Raw genomic sequence first — 18,271 nt, 5'->3', positions numbered from 1 at the left:
GGCCCGTCGCGGCGACCTTGCCGCGTTCGCCTTTTGTCCCTAGCTAGGGACGATGGCCCCCGACCCGCTTACCCTGCCCGCGATCCACGCGAGCCATATCGGCATCTGGATCGCCGATATGCACGGCCACGTGCAGCGTGTGGGGCGCGGCGAAGCGGTCGCCGCGGTCGCCGCGACGCCGCACCTTCTCCTCAATGCGACGCTGACCGGTGACCGACTGGGATACCCCGAACTTTCGGGGCTCGATCTGCTCGAACTTTTCGCCTTTCTCTATCCCGCGCGTTTCGCGGTGCCGACACCCGCAGGGATCGCCAGCGCCGTCGGCTTGAATTCACCCAAGGGTGAAGAGGATATCGCCGCCTTCCTGCCCAGGGCGACCGCCGCGATGCTGGCGAGTCTCGACGATCCCGGCTGGCATGAACGCGAAGGTGCATGGCACGGCGTGCAGGCGCTGGCGCGCCAGCGCTGGCCCTGGGCTTCGCTCGTCCAGCCCCGGCTGTCGCAGCCCGACGCGAACGAGCGCTGGCTGTTCGCGCGCCTGCCCGAATGGGAGGAACAGCCGCCGCGCGGGGCGCCGCGGCAGGTGGCGATCGACGAGGCCGACGTCGCCGCGCGGCTCGACCGTCTCACGGGCGACGGCGCCGAACGCCGCCCGGGTCAGCAGGATTATGCGCGCGCCGCCGCCGCGATCTTCGCTCCGCGCGAGCGCAAGGACGCGCCGCAAATGCTTGTTGCCGAAGCCGGTACCGGGATCGGCAAGACGTTGGGCTATCTCGCGCCTGCCAAACAATGGATCGACCGGTCGGCGGGCAGCGTCTGCATCTCGACCTTCACCAAGGCGCTGCAACGTCAGCTGTCGCGCGAGACCGAGAGGCTCTATCCCGACCCCGCGACGCACCGCGAAAAGGTGGTCGTGCGCAAGGGCCGCGAAAATTATCTCTGCCTGCTGAATCTGGAGGATGCGCTGCAAGGAGGCTTTTCGGGCCGCGCCGCGATCCTCGCGCAGCTCGTGGCGCGCTGGGCCGCCTATACGCGCGACGGCGACATGATCGGCGGCGATCTGCCCGGCTGGCTTCCCGCGCTCTTTCGCCGCAACGGCACGACCGCGCTGACCGACCGGCGCGGCGAGTGCATCTATGCCGGCTGCCCGCATTTCCGCAAATGCTTCATCGAGCATTCGGCGCGCGCCGCGACGCAGGCCGACATCGTCATCGCCAACCATGCGCTGACGATGGTGCAGGCGGCGCGCCCGCGCGATGGCGGCGCGCCTGCGACGCGGCTGATCTTCGACGAAGGCCACCATCTGTGGGACGCGGCAGACTCGATGTTCGCCGCCGCGCTGACCGGACAGGAAGCGGTCGAGATCCGCCGCTGGGTGCTGGGGCCGGAGGGCAAGTCGCGCGGGCGGCGGCGCGGGCTCGCGGCGCGGCTCGCCGACGTCGCAAGCTATGACGAAGCGGGCGACCGCGCGATACAGGCGGCGATCGCCGCCGCCGCCGAACTGCCCGGCGATGGCTGGCTCGGCCGCCTTTCCGAGAACGAGCCGTGGGGCGCGATCGAGCGGCTGCTCGTCGCGGTGCGCGCCATGGTCTATGCACGCGGCATCGACACGCGCACTGCCGACACCGGCTATGGCCTCGAAACCGAGCTCGCCGATCCCGACCCCGAACTCGTCACTGCCGCCGCAAGCGCGAGCGACGCGATAGAGGCATTGCTGCGCCCGCTGATGGCGCTCGGCAAAAGGCTCGAGGCGCTTATCGAGGATCCGCCCGACTGGCTCGACGGACAAGCGCGCGCGCGCGTCGACGGGGCACGGCACAGCCTGGGCACGCGGATCGACACGCTCGGCGGCTGGCTGTCGCTGCTCGGACGCGTCGGCGGCCCGGCCGACCCCGACTTCGTCGACTGGCTCGCGGTCGATCGCTACGACGGGCGCGAATTCGACTGCGGCCTCCATCGCCACTGGCTCGACCCCGCGCGCCCGATCGCCGAGATCGTGTACCGGCCGGCACAGGGCGTGCTCGTCACCTCGGCGACCCTGCGGGGTGACGGGCGCAGCGGGGGCGGCTGGACCGACGCCGATATCCGCACCGGTGCGCGCCATATGGACGGCGGCGTCCAGCATTTCGCGGTGCCGAGTCCGTTCGACTACGCCCGTCAGTCCGAAGTGCTGGTCGTCACCGACATCGCGCGCGGCGACCTGCCCACGCTCGCCGGCGCATACAGCAGGCTGATCGAGGCGGCAGGCGGCGGCGCGCTCGGGCTGTTCAGCGCGATCCGGCGGCTGCGCATCGTCCATTCGCGCATCGCCGACCGGCTCGCACGCGCCGGCCTGCCGCTGTTCGCGCAACATGTCGATCCGCTCGACACCGGGACACTCGTCGACATCTTTCGCGCCGACCCGCACGCCTCGCTGCTCGGCACCGATGCGCTCCGCGACGGCGTCGACGTTCCGGGCGATTCGCTGCGACTGGTGGTGATGGAGGGCGTGCCCTGGCCGCGTCCGACGATCCTCCACGCCGCGCGCCGCGCCGCGCAGGGGGGCACCACCTATGACGATATGGTCATCCGTGCGCGTATCGGGCAGGCGTTCGGCCGCCTGATCCGCCGCGCCGACGATTTCGGCCAGTTCGTGATGCTCTCGCCCAGCTTCCCGTCGCGACTGCTCGGCGCCTTTCCCGAAGGAACGCCGATCCGCCGCCTGCCGCTCGACGAAGCGGTCAACCATGTCGCCGCGGCGAATGTCGAACGCAGAAAAACAGCCTTTCCCGCCTTTTCACCGTCATAAGTTTCCGGCACAAGGCCGGCGAACGAGGGAAAAAGCGTCGGGACGCGGGGAGATATTTTGAAGACTTTGACCATCCTGCGCCACGCCAAATCGGGTTGGGACGTTCAGGTCGAACGCGATTTCGACCGCCCGATCAACAAGCGAGGCCAACGCGGCGCCGAACTGATCGGTCAATGGCTGAAGCGCCGGAAACTGCCCGTCGATCGCATCGTCGCCTCGCCCGCCGTGCGCGTGACCGAGACGCTCGACATCTTCCAGCCCGCCGCCGATTTGGACGCGCTCGAACCGCATTGGGACCGGCGCATCTATCTCGCGTCCGCCGCGACGCTGATCGACGTGATCCGCGACACCGGCCGCGATGCGGAGCATCTGCTGATTTCGGGACACAATCCGGGGCTCGAAGATCTGATCCTGATGCTCGTCCCCGAAACGCCGGACGATGAACTGCGTGCGAAGGTTGAAGAAAAATTGCCGACCTCGGCGCTCGCGCGGCTCGAACTCGATATCGGCGACTGGCACGATCTCGATGCGAATATGGCGCGCTTCACGAGCTTCATCCGTCCACGCGATCTCGATCCGGCACTCGCGCCGGCAATGGACAACGACTAGCGCTTAACCGAGCGCCGCTGCGAGCCGCTGGCGAAGCGCGATCAGCGCCTCGACCGGAATGCCGGATGCACGGCCCGATGACCCGGCATCGAGCGGCGTGCGCGTTACAGCCGCGCGCGACGCCGATGCAGCGCCCGGCTCCGACAGCGCCTTGCGCGCGCCGTCGACGGTAAAGCCCTGAACGTGAAGCAAATGGTGTATCCGTTCGGCGAGCGCGACATCCTCGGCACGGTAGTAACGCCGGCGGCCGGATCGCTGGAGCGGTTTCAATTGCGGGAACCGCGTCTCCCAATAGCGCAGAACATGGGTAGGCACCCCGATGCGGTCGGCCAGCTCTCCGATGGCGAGCATGGCGCCGGACGCCTTGCCGCCGTCGGGAGAGCCGTCAAAAGCCGACATGCGCGTCCCTATTTGCCCGCGACGCGCGCGCGCATCGTCTGACTGGCGCGAAAGGTCATCACGCGCCGCGGCAGGATCGGCACCTCGATGCCGGTCTTGGGATTGCGGCCGATACGCTGGGCCTTGTCGCGCAGCACGAAGGTGCCGAAGCCCGAAATCTTCACATTCTGCCCGACCGCGAGCGCGTCGGACATATGATCGAGAATCGATTCGACTATTGCCGCCGATTCATTGCGCGACAGCCCGATCTGCTGATTGATGCGGCTGGCGATATCGGCTCGCGTAAGCGTCCCTGCGGTCATGTTGATCCCTTCCCCCTCCTGAAGCGAAAATACGCAACTGGTTCCCCGACAGCCCCCACCGTCACGAGTCCCGTTACCATATGTAACAAATGCGAATTAATCCGCCAAACTGAAACGGATGGAAGGAGAAGTTGACGCGCCGGAACGAAGGTCAGACGCGAAGGACCGCCGCGCCCCAGGTAAAGCCGCCGCCCATCGCCTCCAGCACGACGAGATCGCCGCGCCTGATGCGTCCGTCGCGCACCGCGAGATCGAGCGCGAGCGGCACCGAAGCCGCCGACGTATTGGCGTGCTGATCGACGGTCAGTACGACGCGTTCGGCCGGCAAATCGAGCTTTTTCGCGGTTGCGTCGATGATGCGCTTGTTCGCCTGATGCGGAACGACCCAGTCGATATCGTCGGCCGCCAGACCAGCATCGGTCATCACTTCGGCGAGCACCGAGGCCAGATTGGTAACCGCGTGGCGGAAGACTTCGCGGCCCTGCATGCGGACGTGCCCGACCGTGCCCGTTGTCGACGGCCCGCCGTCGACATAGAGCATATCTGCGTATTTTCCCTCGGCATGCAGCCGGGTCGCTAGAATACCGCGGTCGTCGGCGACATCTTCGGCCGACAGGACGATTGCACCCGCCCCGTCGCCGAACAGAACGCAGGTCGTGCGATCTTCCCAGTCGAGAATGCGACTGAACGTTTCGCTGCCGATCACCAGCGCATGCTTCGCAGTGCCGGTTCGCAGCATCGAGTCGGCGACCGATACCGCATAGAGGAAGCCCGAGCAGACCGCGGCGACATCGAACGCGATGCAATCGGGCGTGCCGAGCAGCGCCTGCACCTTGGTCGCACTCGCCGGGAAGGTATTGTCCGGGGTCGCGGTAGCGACGATGATCAGGCCGATATCGGACGGATCGAGCCCCGCCGCAGCGAGCGCCTGCTTCGCCGCATCGGCACCGAGCGTCGCGGTCGTCTCGTCAGGCTCGGCGATGTGGCGAAAGCGGATGCCGGTGCGTTCGACGATCCATTCGTCGCTCGTGTCGACGCGCCGCGCCAGTTCCTCGTTCGACACGCGGTTGCGCGGCAACGCCGAGCCGGTACCGGCCAGAACAGCGCGCAGCGTCATGTCGCGTTGCCGCTACGGAAATTCGCGAGATCCTCGGTCACCTGACGCGTGATATCCTTTTCGATCAGTTCGGCGCACAGGTGGACGCAGTTGGCGACCCCCTTGGCGTCGGCGCTGCCATGGCTTTTGAGTACCACGCCGTTGAGGCCCAGGAACACCGCGCCATTGTGATTATTGGGGTCGAGATGGTGGCGCAGCAACTCGGTCGCCGGGCGCGAGATCAGGAAGCCGATCTTCGAGCGTGTCGAACTGGTGAAGGCGCGGCGGAGCAGGTCGGTGACGAAGCGCGCCGTCCCCTCGATGGTCTTCAACGCGATATTGCCCGAAAAACCGTCGTGGACGATCACATCGACATCGCCGCGCGACAGTTTGTCGCCCTCGATAAAGCCCGTGAACTGCATCGGCAGTCCGCGCGCCTCGCGCAGCCGCGCTGCGGCATCGCGGATCTCGTCGGTGCCCTTCAGTTCCTCGGTGCCGATATTGAGCAAGGCGACGCGCGGTTTTTCCAGCCCCATCGCGGTGCGCGCATAAGCCGCGCCCATGACCGCGAACTGGATGAGGTTATTGGCGTCGCAATCGGTGTTGGCGCCGAGGTCGAGCATCACGACGTCATTGTCGCCGAGCGTCGGCAACAGCGCCGCGAGCGCCGGCCGGTCGATCCCCGGCATCGTGCGCAGCGCGAGCTTCGCCATCGCCATCAGCGCGCCGGTGTTGCCCGCCGACACGGCGCCGCCGGCGTCGCCGCGCTTCACCGCGTCGATCGCGAGCCCCATCGAGGTGCTCTTCGCCTTGCGCAGCGCCTGGCTCGGCTTGTCCTCGCCCGACACCACGCCATCGGTGTGGAGGATATCCGACGCCGCGCGCAGATTCGGGTGATTTTCGAGCGCAGCCTTGATCTGCACCTCGTCGCCGACGAGGATGAAGCGGAGGCCATCGTGCTTGTGGCGCGCCATCGCGGCGCCGGCGAGCATCATGCGCACGCCGACGTCACCGCCCATCGCATCGATCGCGATTCGCGGTGTCAGTGCCATTCCGACGCCCTCTCGCTAAGGTTACGCGCCGACCGACACCACTTCGCGGCCGTTATAATGGCCGCAGGCGTTGCAGAGGTTGTGCGGGCGCTTCAACTCGCCGCAGTTCGGGCATTCCTGAAAGGCTTCGACCTTCAGGCTGTCGTGGCTGCGACGCATGCCGCGCTTCGAGGGCGAGGTTTTTCGCTTGGGAACGGCCATGATATTTCCTGCATTCTCAATAGTGTGTCACGAATCGGCTACCCGGAGTTGTCATAACCGTCGCCGGGAATGACTGGCCCGCCCGCCAAGCCGAAGGCTGTTCCTGCCCCAATGGAGCGGGAAAATCTTCCGCCGGAAGGTGCCTCAACGCCAGATGGTGTCGGGTGCCGGATCGGGCGCGGCTATAGCGTTTTCGCCCGCAAAGGCAACCCCTGACGGGCGACATGCCGCGACCTTGCCGATGCCGCGCGGGAATGCCACACCTTTCCCCTTGCCGGCCAGCGAAACACGCCGGCCAATAAGGGGGAAGCGAAATGATAATCTTGCCGATCAGCCTGACGATAGCCGCCGGTGCAGCGCTGCTCAACCTGTGGCTCAGCCTGCGTGTCGGGCGGGTGCGCACGAAGGAAAAGGTTTTCATCGGCGACGGCGGCAACGAGCCTCTAACCCGCAGGATGCGGGCACACAGCAATTTCGTCGAAAACACGGCCTTCGTGCTGATCCTGCTCGCGCTGGTCGAGCTGGGTCTCGGCTCGTCGATATGGCTATGGGGCGTTGGCGCTCTTTATCTTCTGGGGCGTGTCTTTCACGCGCTCGGTATGGACGGGATGATGTGGGGCCGCATGGTCGGCACGATCATCACCATGCTGACCCAGTTCGGCCTCGCGATCGGCGCGCTCGCGATCGTCTATCTGACACCGACAAGCATCACCACAACCGAAATCGAGGAAACGGTCGTGGCCGCGCCGCGCTGATCCGCCCTAGCTGCTCAGTGCCATATCGCTCACGAACGGGTTGGTTCGCCGCTCGTGAGCGAAATTGCTGTGCGCGCCATGTCCCGGCAGAAAGGTCGTGTCGCCGCCGAGCGGCCACAGCTTCTGCGTGATCGAATCCAGTAGTTGCTGATGGTTGCCGCGCGGGAAGTCGGTACGCCCGATCGATCCCTGAAAGATCACGTCGCCGACGATCGCAAGCTTTGAGGGCGCATGGTGAAAGACGACATGACCCGGGGTGTGCCCCGGGCAGTGAATGACGTCGATTTCGAGATGACCGACGGTGACCTTGTCGCCGTCGACCAGCCAGCGGTCGGGTTCGAAAGATTCGCCGACCATGCCGAAGCGCGCGCCATCCTCGGCAAAGGCCTCGATCCAGAAACGATCATCCTCGTGCGGTCCCTCGATCGGCACGCCGAGTTCCTTCGCAAGCATTCCGGCTTGACCGCAATGGTCCATATGACCGTGGGTAACAAGGATCTTCTCGACCTCGACGCCCGCCTGCTTGACCGCCTCCCTGAGCTTGGGCAGGTCGCCTCCGGGGTCGACAAAGGCTGCCTTGTTCGTCGCGGTGCACCACAGCAAGGTGCAATTCTGCTGGAAAGCGGTGACGGGCACGATCGCCGCGCGCATCGGAGGATTGGGAGCGTTCATGGCGGCCGATGTGGGGAAAATCGGCGGGAATGGCAAGCCTTCGGCGCCTTAGCGCAGCGTCATCGTATCGCCTTCGACATTCACTGCATCGAGTTTCGACAGGAAGCTTTGCCCGAGCAGCGACACGCCCATCTCGGCATCGACCACCGCCGCCTGCACCCCGCGCACCTCGATCCCTTCGACCTCGACGCTGTCGAGCATGACGGTGCGCATCGGGACGTCGCCACCCGCAGTGCGCGCCGTACCGCTGACCGGCAGGCGATCGACGTCGATGCCGATCGCCTCGGCGTCGCGGCGCGTCAGTGCCACGATCGAGGCGCCGCTGTCGACCAACATCCGGATATTGGTGCCGTCGACTTCGGTGTCGGCATAGAAATGCGAATCCCCCGACCGGTCGAGACGCACCGTTCCGCCCGGGGATCTGGGGCCCGACGTCGAGGACCAGGTGCCGCCCTTGCTCTGCCTGGTCGTCCAGTTTTCATTGTCATCGCCGCCGACATCGGCCGAACGCTGCGCATCGGCAACGGCCGGCGAGCGGCTGGCGACGCTCGCCATGCCGATCGACACCACCGCAATTCCCGCGGCCAATGTGGCAAATCGCCCGAACATGGGCGCTCTTGTCGCAAAAGAGAGTTGGAGATTGGTTAAGCGGGCTCGCGAACCGCGCGTTCCTCGGGATACAGCAAATATTGGGTGATCCGCTCGCCCCCGACATCGAGAGCGCCGATGAAGATACGCGCGCAGACATAAGGTCGGTCGCGCGCGAAACCGACGTCGGCATCGTCTATCGGCCAGAGCCGCTCGTCGGCGGTCCGCTTCGGCGCCGCGCAGACGATACCGCTCGTCGTATTCGCCATCGCCGCCGCATTGCCCGTCCGCGTCTTTTCGTCGGCCCATTCGGGCTCGCGCCAGCCGAAAACCTCGACCACCGCCGGGCCGTCGGCGGGAAGCGCAGCGGTGAACGAATCCGCTGCAGTCAGTGCCGCGACGCGCTTTGCCAGTCGGTCCTCGGCCATGGTTGCCCCGCCCTCGATCCGCAGCAATTGCCGCAGCGCCACCTTGTCGCGTTTGACGAGCGCATCGAGCAACGGGGCGAAGGTGGCGCGCAGCGTCTCGCGCGCCTCGCCGTTCGCCATCGGCGACAGATTGCCGAGCCCGGCTGCGGCGGCGCGGGCCGGAATGCGTACGATGTCGGGCTTGCCCAATTCGGTTACGGTCGAGGCGCTGACGACGAGGCCATGATAATAATGGCAAAAGCCGCCGACGAAGGGAAACTCGCCTGACGCAATGATCCGGTCGTGGACCGCCTTGCAGCTGTCGATCCGGCCCGTGGCGCGGACAATCGCAGGTGCAGCCCCGCGATCACGACCATAGAGGCCAAGCACGGCGCCAGTGCTGGTATAATCATTATAGACATGCTGCTGGCGATAACGGGCCGCATTGTCCGCCTGCAGGAAGAAGCCGAGCGCCCAGCCCTCAACCGTCACGCAGCGCCCGATCGCCGCGTCGCCGAGCGCAGCGATTTCGCCGATCGTCATCACCGTGCTGTTCGCGGCGGAGCACGCAGCCGCTGGCCTTGTCTCCTCGGCGGTCGCGGGTGCCGCGCCGCACATCGCCGACGCAGCCGCAGCCGCAGCCGCAACAGACGATATCGTCAGCCAAGGTCTCATGCCGCGATCTCCATCCACGCCGGCCGCAACGCTGCCGGAATATCATCGACCCGGCGATGCTCCACCGACCAGCCGAGATCGGGATAGCGGATCACTTGCCGCTTCTCGTGGGCTTCGGCGAGCGGTACGACCACGAGCCGGCGGTTGACCTTCTGCCGCCAGTTCATCCGCGCTGTATTTTCCTGCCCGACGTAGCAACCCTTGGTGAAGCTGACCCCGTTCAGCTCGGCGGCATTGCATTCGAGCCAGAGCGTCGTGCCGTCGCCGAGTTCGGCGCGACCTTCGGTCACGCCATGCGAAAGCCGGCGCGCGCGCCACGCCCTGTCGGCACCCTCGCCTTCATCCGCCGGCGCGAGCCAGCGCTGGCCGAGTTCGGGAAACCGCGGATCGACGACGCCGAGGTCGCCTTCCGGCGCCCAATGCACGGCGAGTTCAGGCTCGATGGCGATCGTGATCGCACGTCGCAGGCGATAGAGCGCCAGGCGCTTCACGAGCGCCTCGGCCGCCTCGCGCTCGCAATCGATCAGCACATCCTCTTCGTCGGCCCAGATCAGGAAATCGAACAGCGCCTTGCCTTGCGCAGTGAGCAGCGCCGCCCACACGGGCAGATTGCCCGAGGTGTCGTTGGTCACCAGCCCCTGCAGAAAGCCGCGGACGTCGTTGCCCGACAGGCGGATGAGCGCACGGTCGTGAAGGGTGGTATTGGCCATGGTGATAATCTAGGGACGCCCAAGCCAAAGCCAAGCCCACTATCGACGAGTCTTTCCGATGACCGACCGCCTGACGATCCGCCGCCCCGACGACTGGCACGTCCATCTGCGCGACGGCGCCATGCTCGAGCATGTCGCGCCCTACACCGCGCGCCAGTTCGCGCGAGCGATCGTCATGCCGAACCTGTCGCCGCCGGTGACGACCGCCGAAGAAGGCCGCGCCTACCGCGATCGCATCGACGCGGCGGTGCCTGCCGGACTCGACTTCACGCCGCTCATCGTCGCCTATCTCACCGACCACAGCAGCCCTGACGAAATGGCGCGCGGCCATAGCGAAGGTGTGTTCACCGCAGCAAAGCTCTATCCCGCGCACGCCACCACCGGCAGCGCGCACGGCGTCACCGACATCGCGAACATCATGCGCGTGCTCGAACGGATGCAGGATATCGGCATGCCACTCCTGATCCACGGCGAGGTCACCGACGCGCACGTCGACATCTTCGACCGCGAGGCGGTGTTCATCGAACGCACGCTCGAACCGCTCGTCCGCGCCCTCCCCGCCCTCAAGATCGTCTTCGAACATATCACCACGGCGGAGGCGGCGCAGTTCGTCGCCGACGCGCCGGCAAACCTCGCCGCGACGGTCACGCCCCAGCACCTTCACATCAACCGCAACGCGATGCTCGTCGGCGGCATCCGTCCGCATGCGTATTGCCTGCCCGTCGCGAAGCGCGAGCATCACCGGCTCGCGGTGCGCAAGGCGGCGACCTCGGGCTCGCCCAAATTCTTCCTCGGCACCGACAGCGCACCGCACGCGGTGCATACGAAAGAAGCCTCCTGCGGCTGCGCCGGCATTTTCAACGCGCCCTATGCGCTCGAAAGCTATGCGATGGCATTCGAAGCGGATGGTGCACTTGACCGGCTCGAAGGCTTCGCAAGCGAGCATGGCCCGCGCTTCTACGGCCTGCCCCTCAATGAGGGCATGGTGACGCTCGAACGCGCCGAGGTTGTCGTTCCCGACCGCATCGGCGAGGTCGTCCCCTTTCACGCGGGCGAAACTCTCGGCTGGCGGCTTGTCTCCTAAGCGGCAATCATCCGCTCGGCGCGCATCTTGCGCAGCATGTCGAAACTGAACACGGCGATGCTGAACCAGATCAGCAGGAAACAGGCGAGCTGCGCGGGTTTCAGCGGTTCGTGGAAAACGAACAGGCCAAGCAGGAACTGGAGCGTCGGCGCGAGATACTGGACGAAGCCGAGCGCGGCATAGCTCATCCGGCGAGCAGCTGTCGCAAAGAGCAGCAGCGGCACCGCGGTCACGACGCCCCCCGCCATCAACAACAGGCTGATGCCGCCGTCCGATCCGAAGCCGCGCCCATCGCCCGCCCACAGATACCAGGCCGACACGGCGAGCGACGGCAACAGCAGCACGGTCGTCTCGACCGAAAGCCCGGGAAGCGACCCGACCGGCACGACCTTGCGGATGAGGCCATAGACGCCGAACGTGAATGCGAGCGTCAGGCTGATCCACAGCGTGTCGAGCGCGCCCGCGAGCAGGATCGCAACGCCGACGCCCGCGATCGCCACCGCCAGAAGCTGCAACCGCGACAGCCGCTCGCCGAGGAAGACCATACCCAGCATCACATTGACGAGCGGGTTGAGATAATAGCCGAGGCTCGCCGCGAGCACATGGTCGGTGAAGATCGCATAGATATAGACGAGCCAGTTGACCGCGATCAGCAGCGCACTCGCGAGCAGCAGCCGCAGCGTCCGCCAGTCCTTCAGCGCCGCCAGATATTCGCCGATCTGCCGCCGGAAGACCATGATCAGGAAACAGAGCGGCAGCGACCAGATGATCCGCTGTGCCAGCACCTCGACCGGCGGCACGCTCGCGATCAGCTTGAAGAAGAGCGGAACGAAGCCCCAGATGCCATAGGCGGCGATCGCATAGGGCAGCCCGCCCTGATGGCTCCCCGCGGGGGCCGCTGTCTGTGCCATGGCTTTCCGGACCGTCTAAAAGGATCAGATGATGCCGCCGCCGAGCATCAGGCGAATGACGCCGATGACGATAACGACGATATTGAGGTTCCGCCCGCTCGTCTTGTCCGACATCGCGCCGAGCGCGAGCCCGATGACGGCGAAGGGGATGATCACCCAGTTCGCCCAGCCGAGCAGCGGAATGAACGCAAAAACGGCCAGAACCAAGGCGATGGCGCCGATGATGAGCGATCCGATATTGAGCATGGTCGGAGTTCTCGCACGCCCTCGCCGATGCGACAAGACCCTTTCGGTTCGTCGACGGATACACTCGCTTCGTCTTGTTGCCTTGGGTTAATGCAACGCGATCGGGAGCAGGCTCGTTTTCTCCTCGACGCGCCCGGTCCTGTCCAAGGGACGGAGTCGCGGAACCAGGAAAGGACTTGTTATGCGTATCCTCACCAAAGGCCTGATGGGCGCTTTCGTCGCCGCCAGCGTCCTTGGCACCACGCCGCTCCACGCCGGCGTGACCACGCCGGCAAAGGCGCCGGGCTATCACGAGTTCGAGCAGTCGTCGGACTTCTACCGCAAGCGCAAGGATCGCCGCTATTATGCGCGCGACGAACGTATCGGTCGCGACACGCGTATCTGGCGCGACAATGACGGCCGCTATCGCTGCAAGAAGGACAATGGCACGACCGGCCTGCTGATCGGCGGCGCGGTGGGTGGCCTCGCCGGTCACGAGATCGCCGGCGGCGGCGACAAGTTGCTCGGCACCGTTCTCGGCGCTGCGGGCGGCGCGCTGCTGGGCCGCGAAATCGACCGCGACAAATATCGCTGCCGCTAAGGCTTTACCGCAACCGTCTCGAGTAAGGGTTAGAGACCCCTCCAGCCCATACACGTTGATGGAGAGGGCACCGGTTAACGCCGGTGCCCTCAAGCGTATCGCTTGCCCAAAGCCTCCTCTTGCCCCAGAAGCGTCGCCCATCGCCGCGGCAGAGGAGAGAATATATGCTGAATGGCCCCCTGCTCGTCACCGAGCGGCTGATCCTCCGCCCGCCCGGCCTGGAAGATTTCGAAGCCTTCGCCGACATGTGCGCCGAAGAAGAAACGATGCGCTTCATCGGCGGCGTCAGCACGCGCGCGCAGGCATGGCGAATGCTCTGCACTCTTGCCGGAGCCTGGCATATCGCGGGCTTTTCCATGTTTTCGGTGATCGAACGCGCGACCGGTGAATGGGTTGGCCGCCTCGGCCCGTGGGAGCCCGAGGGCTGGCCCGCACCGGAAATCGGCTATGGCGTCCGCGCGAAATTCGCGGGCAAGGGCTATGCCTTCGAAGGCTGCATCGCCGCCTGTGATTTCGCCGTCGAATTTCTGAAATGGCCCGAACTGATGCACAGCATCGACCCCGAAAATGCCCGCTCGCAGGATCTCGCCAGGCGCCTCGGCGCGACCAACAGCGGCCCGACACGTCTGCCCGCCCCGTTCGAGGACGCCCGCGTCGACGCATGGACGCAAAGTGCCGACGCATGGCGCATCAAGCGCAAGGATCTGCTGCCCTGAGCGGGAACGGGCATGCAAAAGCGTCTCGCTCCGAGACAGTTTTCCGATGATAAAGCGTCGCCCGTTAACGCATTTTTTTTGGGCCTTTTTGACCGGGATCAGGCATTCCCCCTAAAGGATAAGGGAGTGTTAGCGATGATGTTGCGCGGAAAATGGCTGGTTACCGGCTTGCTGATGGCGGCGGCTCCGCTCGCCGGCTGCCGGGACAACCCCGAGGCCAAGGCGGATCTTGCGCCGCTCGACGACGGGCTGACCAACACCGATCCGGCGATCAAGGGCTCGCTCGAAGACAAGATCATGGTCGATCCCAAGCTGGCCGGCCAGTCCAACCGGAATGCAGCAGGTCCGGGTAACAAGCCCGTCGACGGCGGCGTCCCCGGCATCGCGGGCGGCAAGGCCGCGACCGTGGCGGAGGCGACCGCCGCGCTCGATGCAGGCAAGCTGCTCCCTGCGCCAAAGGCCCTTCCGTTCGAAGCCGGCTGCGACGGCTGTGAGGCGAAGCAGCGTCCGGTGACGATCGGCGCTCTCGCGCGCGATCAGCAAAAGGGCAGCTGCGACGCCAAGCTGACCTATAACAACACCTGGGCCGACCGCCTGCCCGCCGCGTTCAAGGTCTATCCGCGCGCGACGCTTCGCGAGGCCGCGGGCATCGCCGGCGGCAAATGCAACATCCGCGTCGTCAATTTCCAGACCGCGGCGTCGATGCAGGTGGTGCTCGACTATTACCATACGATGGCGATCCGCGCCGGCTACACCAGCGACCACCGCGTCAATGGCAACGAGCATATGCTCGGCGGCACCAAGGGCGACCTCGCCTATGTGCTGATGATGCGTCGCGACGGCGGCATGACCGACGTCGACCTGGTGGCCTCCGGCGGCAAATAAGCCCTCGCTCTGACAGGCGTTAAAAAGGCCCCGGGGAGAGGGAAACCCCGGGGCCTTTTCCGTGGCTTGCGTGACGAGCAAGCAGTCAGATCTTGTCGCCGAGCGCGCCTTGGACCTTGCCCTTCAGATTCTGGGCTTCGCCCTTGCGCTCCTGCGCCTCGCCTTCGGCGCGAAGGCGCTCGTTGTCGGTCGCCTTGCCGATTGCCTGCTTGGTGTTGCCGGCAGCTTCGTTGGCGAGGCCTTTCGCCTTTTCGGTGATTTCACCCATGGGGAGTCTCCTTGGCTATCGAGGCGGGAGGGGCTCGCCTCGTGCAGGAGAAACGGGCAGCCGGGCTCCATGTTCCGGCTACACGGGACAAAGCGTTTTGAACCAAGGACAATCGACGAACCCGACCGGCGCGCCGTTGAAATCCTTGTCCTCCTCGATCCGCCAATTCCATCTGATGATTGCCCGGAATGCGGGCGCCTTCGGCCATCAATCTTGCGGGCTGTGCGCCATATGCGCCGCCCGGCCGTATGATTGCGACAAGCGCATTCCATAGCTCGTGATGGCGGGTCACGACGATTATCGGGCTTCGAACCAAGCGCACCGGCGACGTGCCCGCCGGTCAGGGTTTGAGGCCGAACAAGGCCTTCGCATTGTCGTGACGTATCTGCGTTTTCTCGGTCTCACTGAGATCGAGTTTGTCGAACGCGGCCAGCGTCTGACCTAGCGAGAATTGCGGATAGTCCGACCCGATAAGAATATGCTCGATCCCGACGTTGCGCATCGTCCAGACGAATTCTTCCTCGATCGGTGAGCCGGCGGCGAGCGTGACCATCGCGGAGATATCGAAATAGATATTGTCGCCGAACAATCCTTCGGCCGTACGCGCCATTTTCAGAATGTTCCAGAAACGGAAATTGAGCCCGCCCATATGCGCGAAGACGAACTTCGTCTTCGGCGCCTGCAGCGCAAGGTTGAACAATTTCTCGCTGTCGCCGCCCGGAACGATGTTCGCATTGTCCATCACCACGGCGACGCCCAGCTCGCCCGCGCGCTTCACAAGGGCGAGCACGCGCGAATCGGCGGGATCGAATTTCTGCGTATGCGGGTGAATCTTGAGCAGCTTGACGCCAAGCCCAGCGACGCGCTGCAACTCGTCGAGCGCGGCGGTGCCGTCATAGGGATGCACCGTCGCGATCGGCACCATATTCGGATGTTTTTTCGCCAGCGCGATCAGCCCATCGTTGCGCGCGCGAATGTCGCCGGGATTGCCCGCGAGCGCCTGGTTCGGACCGCCAAACCACATCCCGCCGAAACCCGCTATCGTCAGTCCGGTGCCTTTCACCTGCGCCTCATATTCGCCGATCGACTTTTCGCCGTCCCACAAGTGGACATGACTGTCGAAGACCGGCTGGGCGCTGGCGCTTGCGGGAAAGAGGAAGATCGCCCCAACAAGGCAATATGCAAGTTTCATAAACCAGCCTGGATCATATCGTCCGGGACGGACGGGAAGCCGCCTCACTCCATGACAGTATTTCAAGATCGGGCCAATAGCGCTGCCATCTTGCCACCTTCTTGGCGAAATAGGCTTCGGTGATCTGCGTTGCATTGGCCCGAACACGAGGGTGAAGCAAATCGGCCAGACCGAAGGGTGCGATGATCTCCAGCTTCGCCCGCTGGCGCAAACCTACGGCGGCAGCAGTCGTGGGATAGGTACCGATCGCATCGGCGAGAGAGCGATAGGCGTCAATCGCATGGCCGAATTTCGCGGCGTACCAGAGGTGAACCCGCGCCTGATTTTTGACGTCGACACGAACGGGCAAATCGCCGAACAGGGCCTCGATCCGCAATTCGGCCCGTTTCTCCGCTTCATCCGACAAATCGCCGGGATCGAAATAGACTATATCGGCGTCGGCGATCCCATGATGCGGATCAAAGCCGAAGACCTCGTTCCACCGCGCCTGCGCGATGATGCTGCCCGTCAGACAGGCGTCCGGAAGCGCAATCTCGTCCCATCGGCGCAATATGTTCGCGATCACCGGATGCCCGGCAACGAGGCCGGACAATTGCCGCGCCAAGGCAACAGGTATCTCGCCCGTCAGATCAGCCCCGCCAGCGGGCTCGACGGATCGGCATATTTACGCTGGCCCATCCGCCCCGCCAGATAGGAATCGCGCCCTGCCTCAACCGCCAGCTTCATCGCGCGCGCCATCCGGATCGGGTCCCTGGCTTCGGCGATCGCGGTGTTCATCAGAACGCCGTCGCAGCCGAGTTCCATCGCGACCGCGGCATCGCTCGCCGTCCCGACGCCTGCATCGACAAGCACCGGCACCGACGCACCCTCGACGATCAGCCGGATCGTCACGCGGTTCTGGATGCCGAGCCCCGAGCCGATCGGCGCACCCAGCGGCATGATCGCGACCGCACCTGCGTCTTCCAATTGCTTCGCCGCGATCGGATCGTCGACGCAGTAAACCATCGGCAGGAAGCCTTCTTTGGCAAGCACCTCGGTCGCCTCCAGCGTCTCGCGCATGTTCGGATAGAGCGTCTTCGCCTCGCCGAGCACCTCGAGCTTCACTAGATCCCAGCCGCCCGCTTCGCGCGCGAGGCGCAAGGTACGGATCGCGTCGTCGGCGTTGAAACAGCCGGCGGTGTTGGGCAGATAGGTGATCTTCCCGGGATCGATAAAGTCGGTCAGCATCGGCGCTGCGGGATCCGACACATTGACGCGGCGGACGGCGACGGTGACGATCTCGGCACCTGACGCCTCGACCGCGGCCGCGTTCTGCCCGAAATCCTTATATTTGCCGGTGCCGACGATCAGCCGCGACGTGAACGTCCGCCCGGCGACACTCCACTGATCTGCTGACAACTCAACCGCCTCCTACGAAATGAACGATTTCCAGCGCATCGCCATCGGCGAGCGCCACGTCGGCGAGCATCGAGCGCGGCACGATGTCGCGGTTGCGCTCGACTGCGACCTTCTTCACGTCGAGCCCCAGCGACGCGACGAGGTCGGCGATGCTGCCTTCGCGCACCTGCCGGGGTTCGCCGTTGAGAATGACCGAGATCACTTGAAATCCGCCTTGCTTTGCCTTTTGCCGAGCAGCCCATATAGGGGGAGCGAGCAACCTAGCAACCGAAAGCCCGCGCCTTGCCCGATCTGCAAACCGTTTATGTGCTGAGCGGCCCCAACCTCAACCTGCTCGGCACGCGCGAGCCCGAGATTTACGGCCATGACACGCTGAACGACATCCACGCGCGGCTCGAGGCGCAGGCCGAAACGCTCGGCCTGCGTCTCGAATGCCGTCAGACGAACCACGAGGGGGTGCTGATCGACTGGCTGCACGAGGCCTATGTGGCGGGCGCCAAGGCCGTACTCCTCAACGCCGGCGGCTATACCCACACCTCGATAGCGATCCACGATGCGATCAAGTCGATCAAGGTGCCGGTGATCGAGGTCCATCTGTCCGATCCGATGAAACGCGAAGAATTCCGGCATTTGAGCTATGTCGGCATGGCGGCGGTGGCGCATTTTGCCGGGCATGGCGCGAACAGCTATACGCTGGCGCTGGACGCCGCCGCCCGTCTCTGACAATAGGGCGCATC

General features: G+C 65.2%; 24 protein-coding genes. 8 read left to right on the top strand and 16 right to left on the bottom strand.

Features of this window, described 5'->3' with window-relative positions:
- Nucleotides 1–52 precede the first annotated feature (52 nt).
- Nucleotides 53–2,788 (top strand): ATP-dependent DNA helicase, encoded by a 2,736-nt coding sequence (locus JHC57_RS08965; RefSeq protein ID WP_294029654.1) that lies wholly within the window; start codon nucleotides 53–55, stop codon nucleotides 2,786–2,788.
- 57 nt (nucleotides 2,789–2,845) lie between these two features.
- The gene (locus JHC57_RS08960) at nucleotides 2,846–3,397 is read left to right on the top strand and encodes a histidine phosphatase family protein (protein ID WP_294029653.1); all 552 of its coding nucleotides are present in this window, start codon (nucleotides 2,846–2,848) and stop codon (nucleotides 3,395–3,397) included.
- Between the two features lie 3 nt (nucleotides 3,398–3,400).
- On the opposite strand, the gene JHC57_RS08955 is transcribed toward JHC57_RS08960, so the two are convergent.
- The 5 genes from JHC57_RS08955 to rpmF all read right to left on the bottom strand — a co-directional run bounded on the left by JHC57_RS08955 (nucleotide 3,401) and on the right by rpmF (nucleotide 6,447).
- Entirely contained in the window at nucleotides 3,401–3,796 is a 396-nt protein-coding gene (locus tag JHC57_RS08955) for a MerR family transcriptional regulator (RefSeq protein ID WP_294029652.1), read from the bottom strand.
- Between the two features lie 8 nt (nucleotides 3,797–3,804).
- Nucleotides 3,805–4,098 carry an integration host factor subunit alpha gene (locus tag JHC57_RS08950; RefSeq protein ID WP_037556786.1) on the bottom strand — a complete coding sequence of 98 codons (294 nt, stop codon included), beginning with the start codon at nucleotides 4,096–4,098 and terminating at the stop codon, nucleotides 3,805–3,807.
- 151 nt (nucleotides 4,099–4,249) lie between these two features.
- Nucleotides 4,250–5,215 (bottom strand): beta-ketoacyl-ACP synthase III, encoded by a 966-nt coding sequence (locus tag JHC57_RS08945; RefSeq protein ID WP_294029651.1) that lies wholly within the window; start codon nucleotides 5,213–5,215, stop codon nucleotides 4,250–4,252.
- Nucleotides 5,212–6,246, bottom strand: a complete 1,035-nt coding sequence (gene plsX, locus JHC57_RS08940; RefSeq protein WP_294029650.1) for a phosphate acyltransferase PlsX — start codon at nucleotides 6,244–6,246, stop codon at nucleotides 5,212–5,214. Before plsX ends, JHC57_RS08945 begins: the two co-directional genes overlap by 4 nt.
- A gap of 21 nt (nucleotides 6,247–6,267) precedes the next feature.
- Nucleotides 6,268–6,447: a 50S ribosomal protein L32 gene (gene rpmF / locus JHC57_RS08935; protein ID WP_011541714.1), complete on the bottom strand. Its 180-nt coding sequence runs from the start codon at nucleotides 6,445–6,447 to the stop codon at nucleotides 6,268–6,270.
- 314 nt (nucleotides 6,448–6,761) lie between these two features.
- On the opposite strand from rpmF, the gene JHC57_RS08930 reads away from it, so the two are divergent.
- A complete protein-coding gene (locus JHC57_RS08930; protein WP_294029649.1) occupies nucleotides 6,762–7,202 on the top strand; it encodes an MAPEG family protein in 441 nt (146 codons plus the stop codon).
- 6 nt (nucleotides 7,203–7,208) lie between these two features.
- On the opposite strand, the gene JHC57_RS08925 is transcribed toward JHC57_RS08930, so the two are convergent.
- The 4 genes from JHC57_RS08925 to JHC57_RS08910 are packed head-to-tail and all read right to left on the bottom strand — an operon-like array spanning nucleotide 7,209 to nucleotide 10,254.
- On the bottom strand, nucleotides 7,209–7,874 hold the full coding sequence (locus JHC57_RS08925) for an MBL fold metallo-hydrolase (protein WP_294029648.1): 666 nt from the start codon (nucleotides 7,872–7,874) through the stop codon (nucleotides 7,209–7,211).
- A 48-nt stretch (nucleotides 7,875–7,922) separates the two neighbouring features.
- Nucleotides 7,923–8,483, bottom strand: a complete 561-nt coding sequence (locus JHC57_RS08920; protein WP_294029647.1) for a TIGR02281 family clan AA aspartic protease — start codon at nucleotides 8,481–8,483, stop codon at nucleotides 7,923–7,925.
- A gap of 35 nt (nucleotides 8,484–8,518) precedes the next feature.
- The gene (locus tag JHC57_RS08915) at nucleotides 8,519–9,544 is read right to left on the bottom strand and encodes a hypothetical protein (RefSeq protein WP_294029646.1); all 1,026 of its coding nucleotides are present in this window, start codon (nucleotides 9,542–9,544) and stop codon (nucleotides 8,519–8,521) included.
- Entirely contained in the window at nucleotides 9,541–10,254 is a 714-nt protein-coding gene (locus JHC57_RS08910) for a folate-binding protein (RefSeq protein ID WP_294029645.1), read from the bottom strand. The genes JHC57_RS08915 and JHC57_RS08910 overlap by 4 nt, the downstream gene beginning before the upstream one ends.
- A 58-nt stretch (nucleotides 10,255–10,312) precedes the next feature.
- Here JHC57_RS08910 and pyrC point away from each other — a divergent pair, with 58 nt between their 5' ends.
- Nucleotides 10,313–11,338, top strand: coding sequence for a dihydroorotase (pyrC, locus tag JHC57_RS08905; RefSeq protein WP_294029644.1), 1,026 nt, complete (start codon nucleotides 10,313–10,315; stop codon nucleotides 11,336–11,338).
- On the opposite strand, the gene rarD is transcribed toward pyrC, so the two are convergent.
- Entirely contained in the window at nucleotides 11,335–12,249 is a 915-nt protein-coding gene (rarD, locus tag JHC57_RS08900) for an EamA family transporter RarD (protein ID WP_294029643.1), read from the bottom strand. The genes pyrC and rarD overlap by 4 nt on opposite strands.
- A gap of 24 nt (nucleotides 12,250–12,273) precedes the next feature.
- Nucleotides 12,274–12,495 carry a hypothetical protein gene (locus tag JHC57_RS08895; protein WP_136174006.1) on the bottom strand — a complete coding sequence of 74 codons (222 nt, stop codon included), beginning with the start codon at nucleotides 12,493–12,495 and terminating at the stop codon, nucleotides 12,274–12,276.
- A 181-nt stretch (nucleotides 12,496–12,676) separates the two neighbouring features.
- On the opposite strand from JHC57_RS08895, the gene JHC57_RS08890 reads away from it, so the two are divergent.
- From JHC57_RS08890 to JHC57_RS08880, 3 genes are all read left to right on the top strand, one after another.
- Nucleotides 12,677–13,075, top strand: coding sequence for a glycine zipper 2TM domain-containing protein (locus tag JHC57_RS08890; protein WP_294029642.1), 399 nt, complete (start codon nucleotides 12,677–12,679; stop codon nucleotides 13,073–13,075).
- A gap of 164 nt (nucleotides 13,076–13,239) precedes the next feature.
- Complete coding sequence (locus JHC57_RS08885; protein ID WP_294029641.1) at nucleotides 13,240–13,791, top strand: GNAT family N-acetyltransferase; 552 nt, start codon at nucleotides 13,240–13,242, stop codon at nucleotides 13,789–13,791.
- Between the two features lie 135 nt (nucleotides 13,792–13,926).
- Nucleotides 13,927–14,676 (top strand): hypothetical protein, encoded by a 750-nt coding sequence (locus JHC57_RS08880; protein ID WP_294029640.1) that lies wholly within the window; start codon nucleotides 13,927–13,929, stop codon nucleotides 14,674–14,676.
- An 85-nt stretch (nucleotides 14,677–14,761) separates the two neighbouring features.
- Here JHC57_RS08880 and JHC57_RS08875 read toward each other — a convergent pair whose 3' ends face one another.
- The 5 genes from JHC57_RS08875 to thiS all read right to left on the bottom strand — a co-directional run bounded on the left by JHC57_RS08875 (nucleotide 14,762) and on the right by thiS (nucleotide 17,736).
- Complete coding sequence (locus JHC57_RS08875) at nucleotides 14,762–14,944, bottom strand: CsbD family protein (protein WP_294029639.1); 183 nt, start codon at nucleotides 14,942–14,944, stop codon at nucleotides 14,762–14,764.
- A gap of 340 nt (nucleotides 14,945–15,284) precedes the next feature.
- Nucleotides 15,285–16,136 carry an amidohydrolase family protein gene (locus JHC57_RS08870; protein ID WP_294029638.1) on the bottom strand — a complete coding sequence of 284 codons (852 nt, stop codon included), beginning with the start codon at nucleotides 16,134–16,136 and terminating at the stop codon, nucleotides 15,285–15,287.
- Nucleotides 16,137–16,149: 13 nt separating this feature from the next.
- Nucleotides 16,150–16,728, bottom strand: coding sequence for a nucleotidyltransferase family protein (locus JHC57_RS08865; RefSeq protein ID WP_294029637.1), 579 nt, complete (start codon nucleotides 16,726–16,728; stop codon nucleotides 16,150–16,152).
- Nucleotides 16,729–16,760: 32 nt separating this feature from the next.
- Entirely contained in the window at nucleotides 16,761–17,534 is a 774-nt protein-coding gene (locus tag JHC57_RS08860) for a bifunctional sulfur carrier protein/thiazole synthase protein (RefSeq protein WP_294029636.1), read from the bottom strand.
- A 1-nt stretch (nucleotide 17,535) separates the two neighbouring features.
- The gene (thiS, locus tag JHC57_RS08855; RefSeq protein ID WP_294029635.1) at nucleotides 17,536–17,736 is read right to left on the bottom strand and encodes a sulfur carrier protein ThiS; all 201 of its coding nucleotides are present in this window, start codon (nucleotides 17,734–17,736) and stop codon (nucleotides 17,536–17,538) included.
- A gap of 80 nt (nucleotides 17,737–17,816) precedes the next feature.
- On the opposite strand from thiS, the gene JHC57_RS08850 reads away from it, so the two are divergent.
- On the top strand, nucleotides 17,817–18,257 hold the full coding sequence (locus JHC57_RS08850; protein ID WP_294029634.1) for a type II 3-dehydroquinate dehydratase: 441 nt from the start codon (nucleotides 17,817–17,819) through the stop codon (nucleotides 18,255–18,257).
- The last annotated feature ends 14 nt before the right edge of the window (nucleotides 18,258–18,271 follow it).

Origin of the sequence: Sphingopyxis sp. (assembly GCF_016463645.1) — a bacterium.
In the GTDB taxonomy this organism is placed as follows: Bacteria; Pseudomonadota; Alphaproteobacteria; order Sphingomonadales; family Sphingomonadaceae; genus Sphingopyxis.
The sequence above is the reverse complement of the archived record's forward strand: the minus strand, read 5'-3'. Positions and strand labels throughout refer to the sequence as shown.